Source organism: Streptomyces sp. NPDC021012, from assembly GCF_044333355.1.
Taxonomy (GTDB): domain Bacteria; phylum Actinomycetota; class Actinomycetes; order Streptomycetales; family Streptomycetaceae; genus Streptomyces.
In genome coordinates, this window is the sequence record NZ_JBIRQU010000012.1 from 176,497 (window position 1) to 189,947 (window position 13,451).

Genomic DNA, 13,451 nt, shown 5'->3' on the forward strand with positions numbered 1-13,451 from the left:
GTACCGCCGGTACCTCCCCCGGCGGTACCCGCCCGGTCAGGGCCTGCTGCGGCGCCCCGGAAGACGCCTGCGGCTGGTGTTCTGGTGAAGGGCCGCGGCACCGGGCCGCCCCCGCCCCATCCCACCTGCCTCGAAAGGCACTTCACATGACCACGCACCTTCCCGCCCACACCCTCTCCCGCCCCCTCGCCGGCCGTGTCGCGGTCGTCACCGGCGCCTCCAGCGGCATCGGCGAGGCCTCGGCCGCACACCTCGCCGCCCTGGGCGCCCGGGTGGTCCTCATGGCCCGGCGCGCGGAACGCCTGGAGCGGCTGGCCGCCCGGATCGGGAAGGACGGCGGCGAGGCACGGGCCCTGGCCGTCGACGTGACCGACCGGCCGGCGGTGCAGGCCGCGGCGGACGGGATCGCGTCCGAGTTCGGCACCGTGGACCTGCTGTTCAACAACGCGGGCGTGATGCTGCCGGCACCCGTGACGCAACGGGCGGCCGACCAGTGGCAGCACCAGATCGACCTCAACATCACCGGGCTGATGAACGTGATCGGCGCCTTCACCCCGCAGCTGGTCGAGGCGGCCGGCGAGCGCGGCGTCGCGGATCTGATCAACACCTCGTCGATCGCGGCGCAGAACATCTTCCCGAACTTCGCCGTCTACTCCGCGACCAAGGCGTACGTCACCCACCTCTCGCGCCACCTGCGGGCCGAACTGGGCGCCAGGAACGTCAGGGTCTCGGCGATCGAACCGGGCATCGTCGGCACCGAACTGCAGAGCCACGTCACCGACGAGGGCGCCCTGGCGTGGCTGGAAGGATCCAAGCGGACCATGGAGTGGCTCACCCCCGAGGACGTCGCGCGGACCGTCGGCTTCGTCGCGACCCTCCCGCCGCGCGCCAACCTCCAGCAGGTCACCCTCATGCCCACCGCCCAGCCCAACTGACCCGAGCACCACAGCCCCCGCCCCACCTCCACAAGTCCGCCTCCCCGCCCGCCGGACACACCGGACACGGCCGCGAAGCCCCGGCACTCGTGCCCCGGGCACGGACGCCCCCGGCCGCACCGGCCGGGGCGCGGACCCGGTCCGGGGCGGTCCGGGGCGGGCCGGACGGCTCCCCGGCCCCCGGCCGGGTGGCCACGGCCGGAGGCCCGTGACCACCCGGCGGGGGGCGCGCCCAGGCGTACCGGAGGTCCTCAGCGGTGGTCCGCGAAGCCCCGGTCCTCGGCGCTGAGGACGATCTTGCCCTGCAGATGGCCCCGTTCGGCGCGGAGGTGGGCGGCGGCCGCGTCGCGCAGGGGGAAGACGCTGTCGATGCCGACGCGCACCTTCCCGGCGTCGACGAGGGCGGCCAGCCCGGCGAGGTCCGGGCCGCTGGAACGCACCTGCCACCCCTCGGTGAGGGTGATCCCCAGCTCGGCCGCGCGCGTGCGGTGGTAGTCGCCGGGGAAGACGGGCGCGATTTGGCCGCCGCGCCGCATGACGGGCAGCAGGCGGTGCGCATGCGGGCCGCCGACCGTGTCGATCAGCAGGTCGACATCGCGGACGGCCTCCTCGGCCGGTGTGCGGGTGTAGTCGACGAACCGGTCCACGCCCAGGCCCCGCAGGAACTCCTCGTGCCGCCCGGAGGCCACCGCGACCACGCGGCGCGCGCCGGCCGCCCTGGCCAGCTGCACGGCGAAGTGGCCGACCCCGCCGGCCGCGCCGTTGACCAGGACGGTGCCGCCGACGCGGTCGCGCAGGTGGGTGAAGAGGTACTGGTAGGCGGTGAGGCCGGCCATCGGCACGGCGGCGGCCTCCACGTGCCCGAGCGCGGCCGGCCGGGAGGCCAGGTGGGCGGCGGGGGAGACCACGTACTCGGCGTACGCGGACCCGCGGCCGGGGAAGTTGACCAGGCCGAAGACCTCGTCGCCGGGCCGCCACCCGGTGACGTCCGGGCCGAGGGCCACGACCACCCCGGAGATGTCGCTGCCCAGGATCAGCGGCGGCGTCCAGTTCGGCCGGAGCTCCGCGGGGATGTTCCGAAATCCGCGCCGCGCGTACCAGTCCGGGGGGTTGACGCCCGCCGCGCACACCCGCACCAGCACCTCGCCCGGTCCGGGCTCGGGCCGGGCCACCTCTTCGTAGACCAGCTGCTCGGGCTCGCCGAAGGCGTGCAGCCGGACGGCCCGCATCGTCGCCGTATGCATGTGTCCCTCCCCGGGTTCCATGGCGGAGCACCCCGGATAAAATCCGGAGCACTGCTCCGGAACAGGAAAGCGGAGCAGTGCTCCGGTTGTCAAAGACGAGGTTTCGCATGTCCATCGAGTCGCGCCCCGACCACCCCCGCGCGCCCCGCGCCGACGCCCGGCGCAACCGCGACCGGATCCTGGAGGTCGCGGCACAGGTCGTCGCCGAACAGGGCACCGCGGCCTCCCTGCGGGACATCGCCCGCCGCGCCGGCATCGGCCTCGGCACGCTCTACCGCCACTTCCCCCACCGGGACGACCTGCTGGAGGCCCTGCTGCGCCGCCGCTTCACCCGCCTCGCCGAACGGGCCGACGCCCTGGCCGCCACCCCGCCCGAGCGCGCGCTGACCGAGTGGCTGTACGAGTTCACCCTCGGCGCGGGCGCCTACCAGGGCCTCCCGGCGACCCTGATGGCCACCCTGCACGATCCGCAGTCCCCCCTGCACGCCGCCTGCCTGACGATGCGCCAGGCCGGCGGCCGGCTGCTGGCCGCGGCCCAGGAATCCGGCACCATCCGCCCCGACGTGACCCCCGTCGACCTGTTCGCCCTGACCAACGCCCTCGGCTGGATCGCCGACCAGGCCCCGACCCTCGCCGAACGCCAGGAACACCTGTTCCGCCTGGTGATGGACGGCCTGAGGCCGCCGACACACCAGGCCTGACCCCCCGCGCGGCGGCCGGACACCGCCCTCCAGGCCCGGCGGCCGCCGCGAGCGCCCCCCGCCCCTCCGCGGCGGCCAGGCGCCGCCCCGCCGGTCCGGCGGGTCACCGTGAGCGACCCGCCCCGCGCGGCGGTCAGGCCGCCGCCCCACCGGTCCGGTGGGCCATCGCGAGCGCCATCCGCCCCCGCGCGGCGGCCGGACACCACCCACCGGCCCGGCGGGCCCCCGCGAGCCCCGCGCGGCCCGGGCGCGCGGGGCGGACGAGCCGGCCGCGGCCCTCGGCACGCGGCCCCGGCCGGCACACCCGCACCACACCCCCCGGCCCCCCGTCTCACTCCAGCCAGGCCCCGTCGCGCATCACGACCCTGCCCCGCAGTTCCGGCACCCCGCGCCAGGCGCGCACGGTCCGCGGCACGACGCGCAGGTACAGGTGGGGGGCCTCTTCCGTGCGCGGATCCCAGCCGAACTTGGCCAGGTACGCCTCCGCGGCGTCTTGCGGCACCTCCCGCGCGGGGTGGCACGTCGCCTCGCCCTGCAGCAGCACCACGTCCAGGGCGTCCGGCAGCGCCAGCCGCACCCGCGGCTCCGCGGCCGCGTTGCGCGCGGTCGCGGAGTTCGCGCCGGTGCACATCCACACCGCCCGCCCGTCCCACCAGAACCACAGGGGCACCTGGTGCGGGCCGTGGTCGGGGTGGGCCGTCGACACCCAGATGTCGCGCTCCGAGCCGAGCCGCTCCAGGGTGTCGCGCCTGCGCTGCGCCGTGGTCCGCCGGATGATCTTCGTATCTCGCATGGGCGCCGACCCTAGCCAGCGGGTGCACGGCGCGCCTGGGGCGCAGGTCCTAGGCCCGCAGACGGACCCGCCCCGCAGGCCCCCGCGGGACGGCCCCCCCGAGGAGGCCTAACTCCCGCTGACCTGGCGGGAATCGGGCACCGGCGAGGGCGCGACGAGCGCGGGCGCGAGCTCGCGCCACTCCCGCTCCGGCAGCGCGGCCGGATCGGCGCTCAGCACCTGCACGCAGACGTGGTCGGCTCCCGCGTCGAGGTGCTCCCGCACGCGGCGGCAAACCGCCTCGGTGTCGCCGTACGCGACGATCGCGTCCACCAGCCGGCGGCTGGGGCCGCCGGTAAGGTCCGCGTCGCCGAAGCCGAGCCGCCGGACGTTCGCCCGCTGGTGCGCCGCCGCCGCGACGTAGCCGGCGACGTGCGCCGTGGCCACCTCCCGGGCCCGGCCGAGGTCGGTGTCCAGGACGACGGCCTGCTCGACCCCGAGGAAGGCGTCCGGTCCCATGATCGCGCGGGCCCGCGCGGTGTGCTCGACGGGCACGAAGTAGGGGTGGGCGCCCCAGGCGCGCTCGGCGGCCAGCGCGAGCATCTTCGGGCCGAGGGCGGCCAGGACGCGGCGGGGGGCCGGATCGGGGACGGGGCCGTGGGCGGGGACGGCGTCCATGGCGTCGAGGTAGGCGCGCATCGTGGCGAGCGCCCTGCCCCGGGCCGGGACGGGGTAGCCGTCCACCTCGTGCACCGTGTCGTCGACCCGGTGCCCGCCCAGGCCGAGCAGATAGCGTCCGGGGAACGCCTCGCCGAGCGTGCGGGTCGCGCCGGCCATGGCGATCGGGTCGCGGAAGGCGATGTTGGCGATGCCGGAGGCGACGGTGATCCGGCGGGTCGCCGACAGCAGCAACCACGCCTGGCCCACCGTGTCGCGGCCGAACGCCTCGCCGTGCCAGATCGCCCCGTACCCCAGCTCCTCCAGTTCCGCGGCCGATTCCCGTACGCGTCCGGCGGGTTGGCCCTCGTAGGCGAAGGTCCAGATCCCGACCCGGCCGAGCCCGGTCCGCGCGTCGTCACTCATCGGTACTCCTCCAGGCGGCGTTCCGGAGAGGTTCTCCGTTTCTCGTCGGCTAGAATACGGAGAACCTCTCCGGTTTTCCATGGCGGGAGCCGACCGAAGGACGGGACGATGACGGACAGGCGGGCGCACCCCCCGCGGCGCACGGACGCCCGCCTCAACCGGGCACGGCTGGTGGCGGCGGCGCGCGAGGTGTTCGCCGAAGCCGGGCCCGGCGCCTCCCTCAACGAGATCGCCCGCCGGGCGGGGGTGGGCCCCGGCACCCTGTACCGTCACTTCCCCCACCGCTCGGACCTGCTGACCGCGGTGCTCGAGGACCGGATCGAGACCCTGTCCGCCCACGCGCGGCGGCTGCTCGCCGCGGAGGACGCCGACGAGGCCCTGGAGCAGTGGCTGCGGGCCTTCCTCGCCCACGCCCGCGTCAACCAGGGGATGGGCAGCGCCCTGCTGATGGAACCGGCCGGCGCGTCGGGCCCCGACTGCCACCGCCGCATCCTGGACATGGCGGCCGGCCTGCTCGCCCGGGCCCAACGGCACGGAACGGCCCGCGCCGACCTGACCGCCGACGACCTCCTGCAACTCGTCGTCGGCATCGCGCTGTCCACCGCCCACGGCGATGACCGGCCCGGACGGCCCGAGCTGCTGCTGGACCTCGTCCTGGACGCCGTGCACGCCCCACCACGCCGCAGGACCTGACCCCGCCCCGCCCGCCGACCGACGGGACGACGGGACGACGGGCCGGCGGCGCACCGGCCCCGCCCCGAAGAACCCCGGCGGAGCCGTCCGTTCAGCCCGGCACGCTCATTCCATGGGCCGGCTGGTGACGAAGACGGTCCGCAGGACGATGGCGGCGGACAGCAGCAGCAGGTTGCAGCCCATCAGCCCGTACAGCCCGAGGTTCTCGCTCACCCGCGGCCCGCCCTTCATCCCCAGCAGCTCAAGTCCCGCGAACCCCAGGAAGATCCCCACGAAGGCGTGCACCACCCGCCCGACCAGCTCGCCGACGACCCGCCGGTCACGGGCGTCGGCGAAGAGCCGCACGTTGACCCCGAGCCGCCCCTCCTCGAGCGCCCCGCCCAGGCGGTCGAGCCGGCGCGGCAGCCGCCGCAGCACGGGCAGCAGCGCGATCAGCTCGTCGCGGGCCGTGTCCCGGACGCTGCGCGGCCCCAGCCGGTCGACGAGCCGGGCCGAGGCGTAGGTACGGGACGCCTCCAGCATGTTGAAGCCGGGGGAGAGGCGCACCAGCGTGCCCTCCAGGGTGGCCAGGGCCCGGAAGACGGCCGCGATCTCCGGCAGCACCGCCAGCCGGAAGTCCGCCACGAGCCGGAACAGGTCGCCGAACATCTCCACGTCGGGCGCGGACCCGTGCCCCAGGTGGCGGGCGCTGAACTGCCCCAGCGCACGCAGCAGCCGCTGTTCGTCGATGTCCTCGGGACGGTCGGTGATCTCCAGCAGGGCCTCGCGCAGGGCGAGCGGATCCCCCCGGTCCACGGCGAGGAACAGGCCCCCCATCGCCTCGCGCAGCGAGGGGTCGATCCTGCCGACGGACCCGAAGTCGAGCAGGGCGGCCGTGCCGTCGGGCTGCAGCAGGATGTTGCCGGGGTGCGGATCGGCGTGGAAGACACCGTCCAGCATGATCTGGTCGAGCAGCGTGGTCAGCAGGGTCTGCGCCAGCCGGGTGCCGTGGTGCCGGTCGTCGGGGACGGCCTTGCCCAGCGAGGCGCCCTCGACCCGGCTCATGACGAGCACCCGCTCCGTGCTGAACTGCCCGTACAGCACGGGGACGGCGACACGGGAATCGCCGCGGGCCTCGGCCGCCCGGCGCACCGCGGTCATGTTCCGGGCCTCGACCCGGAAGTCCAGCTCCTCGCGCAGCGCGACGGCGAAGCCCTGCGCCAGCTCGTTCAGCCCGAGCCCGCGCCCCCAGGCGGTACGGTCGCTCAGCACGGCGGCCAGCCGCCCGACGATGTCCAGGTCCCGCTCCACCAGCTCCGGTATCCCCGGCCGCTGCACCTTGACGATGACCTCGGTGCCGTCGTGCAGGACGGCCGCGTGCACCTGCGCGATGGAGGCCGCCGCCAGCGGAACCCGCTCGAACGAGGCGAACACGTCCCCCACCGGCGCCCCCAGGCCCTCGCGCAGCTGCGCCTCGACCTGACTCCACGGCGCGGGCGGCACCTGGTCCTGCAGCAGGCTGAGCTCCTCGACGTACACCTCGGGCAGCAGGTCCCGCCGGGTCGACATCAGCTGACCCAGCTTCACGAACGTGGTCCCGCCGGCCTGCAGCGCCTGCCGCAGCTCCCGCGCCAGCAACTCGTGCCGCACCCCCGGCGCCCGCCGGCGCCCCCGCAGATACGGCCCCAGCCCGTGCCGCGTGGCGATGCGCACCACCGCGGAGTAGCGCCGCGCCCGCCCGATCCGGGCCCGCGCCGACTGCACCCATCCCAGCGGCCGCACGGCCCCCACGGGCACCAGGACGTCCAGGGTGACGAGCACGACCATCGCGCCGAGCATCGCCACCCCGACCATCAAGGACAGCAGCGGCGCGAGCTGTCCCGACTCCTCCAGCCGGGGTGCCAGCAGCGCCGCGGACACCGACAGTCCGCACACCCCCGCGGCCCCGACCCGCACCGCACCCGCCCGCACCCCCAGCAGCCGCCGCCCCACCACCGCGGGCGCCACCATCACCAGCAGGAAGACCAGCGCCCCGACCAACACCCCCGTGATCCACATGCCGCCATTCAACAGCACCCGCACACCGGCGGCCGCGCCCACGGCAACGAACAGCACGCCCACGGCACTTGACGCTCCTGCACCTCCCGCTGCCGACCCCGGGGCGGGGGAGCGGCGCCGTCCGTCAGGGACGCTCGCGGACGGCCTGCGCGACGTCCTGCGGGTGGGTGAGCTGGGGATGGTGTCCCGCGCCGTCGATCACCGTCACGGTGGCGCGGGGGAGGGCCTCCAGCAGGGCCTGTCCGCCGGCGGTGAGGGGATCGTCGGAGCCGATGACCAGGTGGACGCGCCCCGGGTACTCCCGCAGCCGGGCCCGCAGGCCCGCGCGCCAGAGCGGGTCCGCGGTGGCGGCGAGCAGGCGGGCGGTGGTGGCCGCGACGGTGCCGCGGCGAAGGTCCGCGACGGCCGGGAGGAGCGCGGGCGCGTGCTCCGCGGTGCCGGTCAGGCGCCCGGCCAGCGCGGTGGGGGTGATCCGGCGCAGGACCCGGCGCGTCAGGGGCGTCCACGTCGCGGTGCGGGGCGGGGGAGCCTGGAGGAAGAACGGCGACACCAGCGTGAGCCGGTCCACCGCGCCGGGGTGGGCGGCCGCGGCCTCCAGCGCGGCGGCGGCGCCGAGGGAGTGGCCCACCAGGTGCCGGGCGCCGCCCCCGGTCACCAGCGCGGCCGACCAGGACGCCCAGTCCTCGCGGCCCCCGGCGCTCATGCCCAGGCCCGGCAGGTCGACGGCGCGGGCGTCGCCGAGGGCCGTGACCACCGGGGCCCAGGTGTCGGCGTTGACCGGCAGGCCGGGCAGCACCACCGTGGCCGCGCCCGCCGCGCCCAGTTCGAAGGTCCGTATGCCGCCGGTCGTGGTGAACCGCCGGTCGGGGGCCGGGGCGTCGCCGAAGCGGTGGGCCGCCAGGTGGTCGGCCCAGCGGCGGATCGTCGTGGCGGTGTCCGGCGCGGCCAGGCCGTGCCGGGCGGCGAAGGCGTGGGCCGACGCGGTCGGGTAGCGGTCGGCCGACAGGAACGTCAGGGTCTCCGGATCGGCCCGGGTGAGCCGGCGGGGAAGCCGCTTGAGCAGGGGCACCGGGATCCGCGCCCGGGGCGCCTCGACGCCGTAGTGCCCGGCCACGAGCGTGAGCAGGTCGGGCAGCGCGGGCGTGCCGTCGTCCAGCAGCCAGTACGCGGTGTTCTCGGCGGCCGGGTCCGTCGGCAGCAGGGCCATGAACCGGGCGAGGTGGTCGACCGCGACCACGGGGACGAACGTCCTCGCATTGCCCGGCAGCGCGGGCAGCGAGCCCCGCCACAGGTCCCTCAGGCTGGAGGCGAGCCCGAGGTACTGGTCGGATTCCCCGGTGGCGCTGTCCCCGATGACGCTGGCCGGGTTCACGATGGACCACGCGACGCCCGCCCGCGCCGCCAGCTCCTGGAAGACGGCGTCCGCCTCCACCCGGGAGGCCTCGTAGGCGCCCAGCGCCCGGTAGGTCGCCCGCCGCTGCTCCTCGCTCCAGGGGGTGGGGTCCTGCCCGCCCACCCGGTACCCGGAGATCTGCACCAGGCGGCGCAGGCGGGGCAGCCGGGCCGCGAACCCGACGACCGCGCGCACGCTGTCGACGTTGGCCCGCCGCGCCTCCTCCACCGACATCCCGAACCGGAAGGCGCCGGCGCAGTTGTAGATCTCGGTGACGTCCTCGCACGCGCCCTGGACCAGCGACGCCGTGGCGAAGTCGACCCGCAGGTCGGCCGGGGCCCCCTCGTACCCGCGTTCGGCCAGCCACCGGGCCAGCCGCCGGTGGGACTCGCGGCTGCGGTTGCCCGTACTGACGCGGACGCCGGCCCGGCCGAGCGCGAGCACCACGTGCCGTCCGATGAAACCGCTCGCGCCCAGCACCAGCGCATGCCGCTGCTCCGCACCCCTCATGCCGAGGCCTCCGCACCCTCCGCCAGCAGCACGTCGATCGCCCGGGCGGCGCAGTGCAGCGGCTCGGTGGACCGCTGGGCGCGCGCCATGATGACCGCCCCCTCCACCATGCCGACCACGGCGGTCGCCAGAGCCCGCGCGGTACGACGGGACCGGCCCCGCGCCACGAGCAGTTCACCCACCGGCGCCACCCACGACTCGAAGGCCTCGGCGCAGGCCTCGCGCAGCCGTTCGCTCTGCCCGCCCATCTCCAGCGTCACCACCGAGACCGGGCAGCCCAGCTGGAAGTCGCTGCCCTCCAGCATCCCGGCCAGTTCCCCGATCACCTGGCCCAGCACCTCACCCGCCGCGGCCGGATCCGCCGCCGCCCCGGCCACCAGCGCGCCGAACCGCGCGGCCGCGAGCTCGACGGCCTTCTGCCCCAACGCCTCCTTCCCCTGCGGGTAGTGGAAGTAGAGCGACCCCTTCGGGGCCCCCGCATGCTCCACCACCGCGTTGAGCCCCGTACCGCTGTACCCGTGCCGCTGGATCAGCTCCAGCATCGACTCCGCCAGCCGCGAGCTGGTCTCGGCTCCCTTGGTTCCCCTGGTTCCCGTCATACCCGAACAATAGACCGGTCTACATATTTTTCAAGGTGGCGGACCACCACGACGACCGCGCCCCCTAGGATCGGCCGGACAGGGACACGACGGCGAACGGCCGAGACGACGACGGGCGGGACGATGAGCGGCACGGTCACAGCGGTCAGCCGCAACGCCACCTACGCGTTCAGCAAGCCCAACCACCCCACGATCAACCTCCTCGCCGGACTGGGCGTCGAGGACGACGTCCACGCGGGGCCGACGATCCGCCACCAGTTCCGCATGACCTACGAACCGGACCTGCCCAACCTGCGCCAGGTCCACCTGATGCACGCGGAACTCTTCGACGAACTCGCCCGCAAAGGCTTCGACGTCTCGGCCGGTCGGCTCGGGGAGAACATCACCACCCGCGGCGTCGACCTGCTCGCCCTGCCCACCGGAACCCTGCTGCGGCTGGGCGGCCAGGCGGTGGTCGAGGTGACGGGGCTGCGCAACCCGTGCGCGAAGATCAACGACTTCCGGCCGGGACTGCTCGGCGAGATGTTCTTCCTCGATCCCGACGCGGAGGAATTCACCTTCAAAGCAGGCGTGATGGCGATCGTCCGCCACGGCGGCCCCGTGACCCCCGGCGACACCGTCACGGTCGAACTCCCGCCGACCCCCCACCGGCGACTGGAACGCGTCTGAACAAACCGGGACGACCGACGACCGGCCCGCCCCGCTTCCCGCCCTGACCTGCACCGCTGTCAACTCCCCGGCTGAGTACGCGTACTCAGGTGCCGTCCGCCGGACTCCTCCATGCTGGGGCGCGAACGCCGGACCGCCTCAAGGGGACACACGCATGGACCACGCCCTGCAACTGCGCACCGCCACACCCAGCGATCACGACTGGATCCACGAACTGCGCCACCGGGTGTACGCGCGGGAGCTCGGCCAGCATCCCCCGGACCCGTCCGGAAGGCTCAGCGACAGCCTCGACGGCGACAACGTCTATCTCGTGGCCGCGCGCGGCGACACACGCATCGGGTTCGTCAGCCTCACCCCGCCGTGGGCCGGCCGCTACTCCCTCGACAAGTACCTCACGCGCGAGGAACTCCCGCTCCTGACCGAGGAGGAGCCGTTCGAGATCCGCGTCCTGACCGTCGAGGAACGCTGGCGGTCCACCGCGGCGGCCCCGCTGCTGATGTACGCGGCGCTGCGCTGGGCCGCGGCCCGCGGCGGCCGCCGGGTGGTGGCGATGGGACGCACACAACTGCTCGACATGTACCTCGCCACCGGGCTGCGGCCGGTGGGCCGCACGATCCGCTCGGGCGCGGTCTCCTTCGAGGTCCTCAGCGGCTCCGTCGCCGAACTGACCAGGACGGTCACCGAGCGCCACGGCCGGACCCTGCGCCGACTGCGGACCGGCCTGGACTGGCAGCTCGACGTGCCCTTCGCACCGCGCGCGGACGGCTGCGAGCACGGCGGCGCGTTCTTCTCCGCGATCGGCACGGACTTCCGGACCCTGACCCGCCGTCACGAGGTCGTCGCGGCCGACGTACTGGACGCCTGGTTCCCGCCGTCCCCGAAGGTCCGCGCGGTCCTCGCCGAGGACCCGGGATGGGCGGCCCGGACCTCACCGCCCACCGGCGCGGAAGGACTGCTCGCGCAGATCGCCGAGGTCCGCGGCCTGCCGCAGTCCTCGCTGGTCGTCGGGGCGGGCTCCTCCGACCTCATCTTCCGCGCCTTCGGCCGATGGCTGACACCGGACAGCCGGGTGCTCCTGCTCGACCCGGGCTACGGGGAGTACGCCCACGTCACCGAGCGGGTCATCGGCTGCCGGGTCGACCGGCTCCCGCTGCGCCGGCAGGACGGCTGGCTGCTCGACCCCGCCCGGCTCGCCGCCGCCACCGGCGACGGACGCTACGACCTCGTGGTGGTGGTCAACCCCAACAACCCCACCGGCCGCCACGCCCCCGCCGACGCCCTGCGCGCGGTCATCGAGGCCACGCCCGCACGGACCCGCTGGTGGATCGACGAGGCGTACCTCGCCTACGCCGACCCGGCCGACTCCCTCGCCCCCCTCGCCTCCACCGACCCCCGCGTCGTGGTCTGCACCTCGCTGTCGAAGATGTACGCCCTGTCGGGGATGCGGGCCGCCTACCTGGTGGCCGACCCGGACACCGCCGGACAGCTGCGCCGCTGGACACCGCCGTGGCCCGTGAGCCTGCCGGCCCAACTGGCCGCCGTGACGGCCCTGCGCGACCCCGCCTACTACACGCAACGCTGGGCCCGCACCCACACCCTGCGCCGCGAACTGGCCGACAGCCTGCGCAAGTTGGACGGCTTCACCTCGGTCGACGAAGGGGTGGCGAACTTCCTCACGGTGACCCTGCCACCGGACGGACCGAGCGCGGCCCGCCTGGTGCGCGCATGCCGGCGCCACGACGTGTTCCTGCGCGACCTGTCACCGATGTCCCCCGCGTACGAGGGCCGGACCGTGCGCATCGCCGTCCGCGACACGGCGGAGAACACCCGGATCGTGGCAGCGTGCCGCAGCGCCCTGGAGGAACTGCGCACCCCGGCCGCGACGGGGCGGGCCTCCCGGTGACGACGGTCGCCGCCCTCGTGCCGTACCTCGGCGGGGCCCTGGCGGCCGGAGGCGTCGCGGTGGCGGCGAGCCGACGCCGCGAACTGATGGTCCGCTGGTGCGTGTGGGCGCTCGCCGTACCCCTGGTGACAGCCGCGTTCTGGCTCGGCCCGCCGGGCATCGCGGCACTCACGGCCGTGGCCGGAGCGGTCGCGGTGGCGGAGTTCGGCGGACTGCTCCGGCTGGGCCCGGTCGACCGGACGGTCCTCGGCGCCGCGGTCCTCGCCCTCGTCCTGACCACCTGGCTGGCCCCGGCACAGGTACCACGGGCGGCGGCGGCCGGAGCCCTCGCGATCGCCGGGGTCCCGCTGCTCACGGGCGACGCGGAACACGGACTGCGCCGCCTGACGGCGGGCCTGCTGGGACTGGCGTGGCTGGGCACCCTGGCCGCCCTCGTACCGTCCGGCGCCCTGGGCCTCGTACTGTTCGTGGCCGTCTCGATCGCCGACATCGTCGCGTACGCGGCAGGCCGCCACCTGGGCGGCCCCCGGCTCTCCCCGCTGTCACCCGCCAAGCGCTGGAGCGGCACCCTGGCCGGAGCCGCCGCCGGCCTGCTCACCCTGACCCTGCTCTCCTGCCTGACCTGGCAGACAGCGGTGGCCGTCGCGATCGGCGGCCCACTCGGCGACCTGCTGGAATCGATGATCAAACGAGGCGCCCACGCCAAGGACGCCGGCCGTTGGCTCCCCGGCTCCGGCGGCCTCCTCGACCGCATCGACTCCCTCCTGATCGCCCTGGCGGTCCTGCTGGTCCTGGGCTGAACCCCGGCACACCGCCCGCCCCGTGCCGCCAGACCGGCCGGGGGGCGACCCGGGCACCGGCTCCCTCCCCTACCCACGAGGGGCGGGACGCGCCGACCCGCCCACCACGCCG

12 protein-coding genes are annotated in these 13,451 nt (G+C 75.3%); 6 read left to right on the plus strand and 6 right to left on the minus strand.

Going from position 1 to position 13,451, the window contains the following annotated elements; genetic code table 11:
• The first annotated feature begins 146 nt into the window (after positions 1–146).
• A complete protein-coding gene (locus tag ACH4TP_RS32085; RefSeq protein WP_398439886.1) occupies positions 147–935 on the plus strand; it encodes an SDR family oxidoreductase in 789 nt (262 codons plus the stop codon).
• Positions 936–1,186: 251 nt separating this feature from the next.
• Here the strand turns inward: ACH4TP_RS32085 and ACH4TP_RS32090 are convergent, their stop codons facing one another.
• Positions 1,187–2,179 carry an NADP-dependent oxidoreductase gene (locus tag ACH4TP_RS32090; RefSeq protein ID WP_398439887.1) on the minus strand — a complete coding sequence of 331 codons (993 nt, stop codon included), beginning with the start codon at positions 2,177–2,179 and terminating at the stop codon, positions 1,187–1,189.
• A gap of 107 nt (positions 2,180–2,286) precedes the next feature.
• Between ACH4TP_RS32090 and ACH4TP_RS32095 the strand changes: the two genes are divergently transcribed.
• Entirely contained in the window at positions 2,287–2,880 is a 594-nt protein-coding gene (locus ACH4TP_RS32095; protein ID WP_398190608.1) for a TetR/AcrR family transcriptional regulator, read from the plus strand.
• Positions 2,881–3,211: 331 nt separating this feature from the next.
• Here the strand turns inward: ACH4TP_RS32095 and ACH4TP_RS32100 are convergent, their stop codons facing one another.
• Both ACH4TP_RS32100 and ACH4TP_RS32105 read right to left on the minus strand, forming a co-directional pair.
• Positions 3,212–3,673, minus strand: coding sequence for a pyridoxamine 5'-phosphate oxidase family protein (locus ACH4TP_RS32100; RefSeq protein ID WP_398190611.1), 462 nt, complete (start codon positions 3,671–3,673; stop codon positions 3,212–3,214).
• A 108-nt stretch (positions 3,674–3,781) separates the two neighbouring features.
• Positions 3,782–4,735, minus strand: coding sequence for a TIGR03620 family F420-dependent LLM class oxidoreductase (locus tag ACH4TP_RS32105; protein WP_398439888.1), 954 nt, complete (start codon positions 4,733–4,735; stop codon positions 3,782–3,784).
• A 108-nt stretch (positions 4,736–4,843) separates the two neighbouring features.
• Here ACH4TP_RS32105 and ACH4TP_RS32110 point away from each other — a divergent pair, with 108 nt between their 5' ends.
• Positions 4,844–5,428 (plus strand): TetR/AcrR family transcriptional regulator, encoded by a 585-nt coding sequence (locus ACH4TP_RS32110; protein ID WP_398439889.1) that lies wholly within the window; start codon positions 4,844–4,846, stop codon positions 5,426–5,428.
• 105 nt (positions 5,429–5,533) lie between these two features.
• Here the strand turns inward: ACH4TP_RS32110 and ACH4TP_RS32115 are convergent, their stop codons facing one another.
• The 3 genes from ACH4TP_RS32115 to ACH4TP_RS32125 form a co-directional block, all read right to left on the minus strand.
• Positions 5,534–7,522, minus strand: a complete 1,989-nt coding sequence (locus tag ACH4TP_RS32115) for an ABC1 kinase family protein (protein ID WP_398439890.1) — start codon at positions 7,520–7,522, stop codon at positions 5,534–5,536.
• A gap of 67 nt (positions 7,523–7,589) precedes the next feature.
• Positions 7,590–9,368, minus strand: a complete 1,779-nt coding sequence (locus tag ACH4TP_RS32120) for an alpha/beta fold hydrolase (RefSeq protein WP_398439891.1) — start codon at positions 9,366–9,368, stop codon at positions 7,590–7,592.
• Positions 9,365–9,967: a TetR/AcrR family transcriptional regulator gene (locus ACH4TP_RS32125; RefSeq protein WP_398439892.1), complete on the minus strand. Its 603-nt coding sequence runs from the start codon at positions 9,965–9,967 to the stop codon at positions 9,365–9,367. Before ACH4TP_RS32125 ends, ACH4TP_RS32120 begins: the two co-directional genes overlap by 4 nt.
• Before the next feature lie 123 nt (positions 9,968–10,090).
• On the opposite strand from ACH4TP_RS32125, the gene ACH4TP_RS32130 reads away from it, so the two are divergent.
• The 3 genes from ACH4TP_RS32130 to ACH4TP_RS32140 all read left to right on the plus strand — a co-directional run bounded on the left by ACH4TP_RS32130 (position 10,091) and on the right by ACH4TP_RS32140 (position 13,339).
• Positions 10,091–10,636, plus strand: coding sequence for an MOSC domain-containing protein (locus tag ACH4TP_RS32130; RefSeq protein WP_398439893.1), 546 nt, complete (start codon positions 10,091–10,093; stop codon positions 10,634–10,636).
• Between the two features lie 154 nt (positions 10,637–10,790).
• Positions 10,791–12,539 (plus strand): aminotransferase class I/II-fold pyridoxal phosphate-dependent enzyme, encoded by a 1,749-nt coding sequence (locus ACH4TP_RS32135; protein ID WP_398439894.1) that lies wholly within the window; start codon positions 10,791–10,793, stop codon positions 12,537–12,539.
• Entirely contained in the window at positions 12,536–13,339 is an 804-nt protein-coding gene (locus ACH4TP_RS32140) for a phosphatidate cytidylyltransferase (RefSeq protein ID WP_398190633.1), read from the plus strand. Before ACH4TP_RS32135 ends, ACH4TP_RS32140 begins: the two co-directional genes overlap by 4 nt.
• The last annotated feature ends 112 nt before the right edge of the window (positions 13,340–13,451 follow it).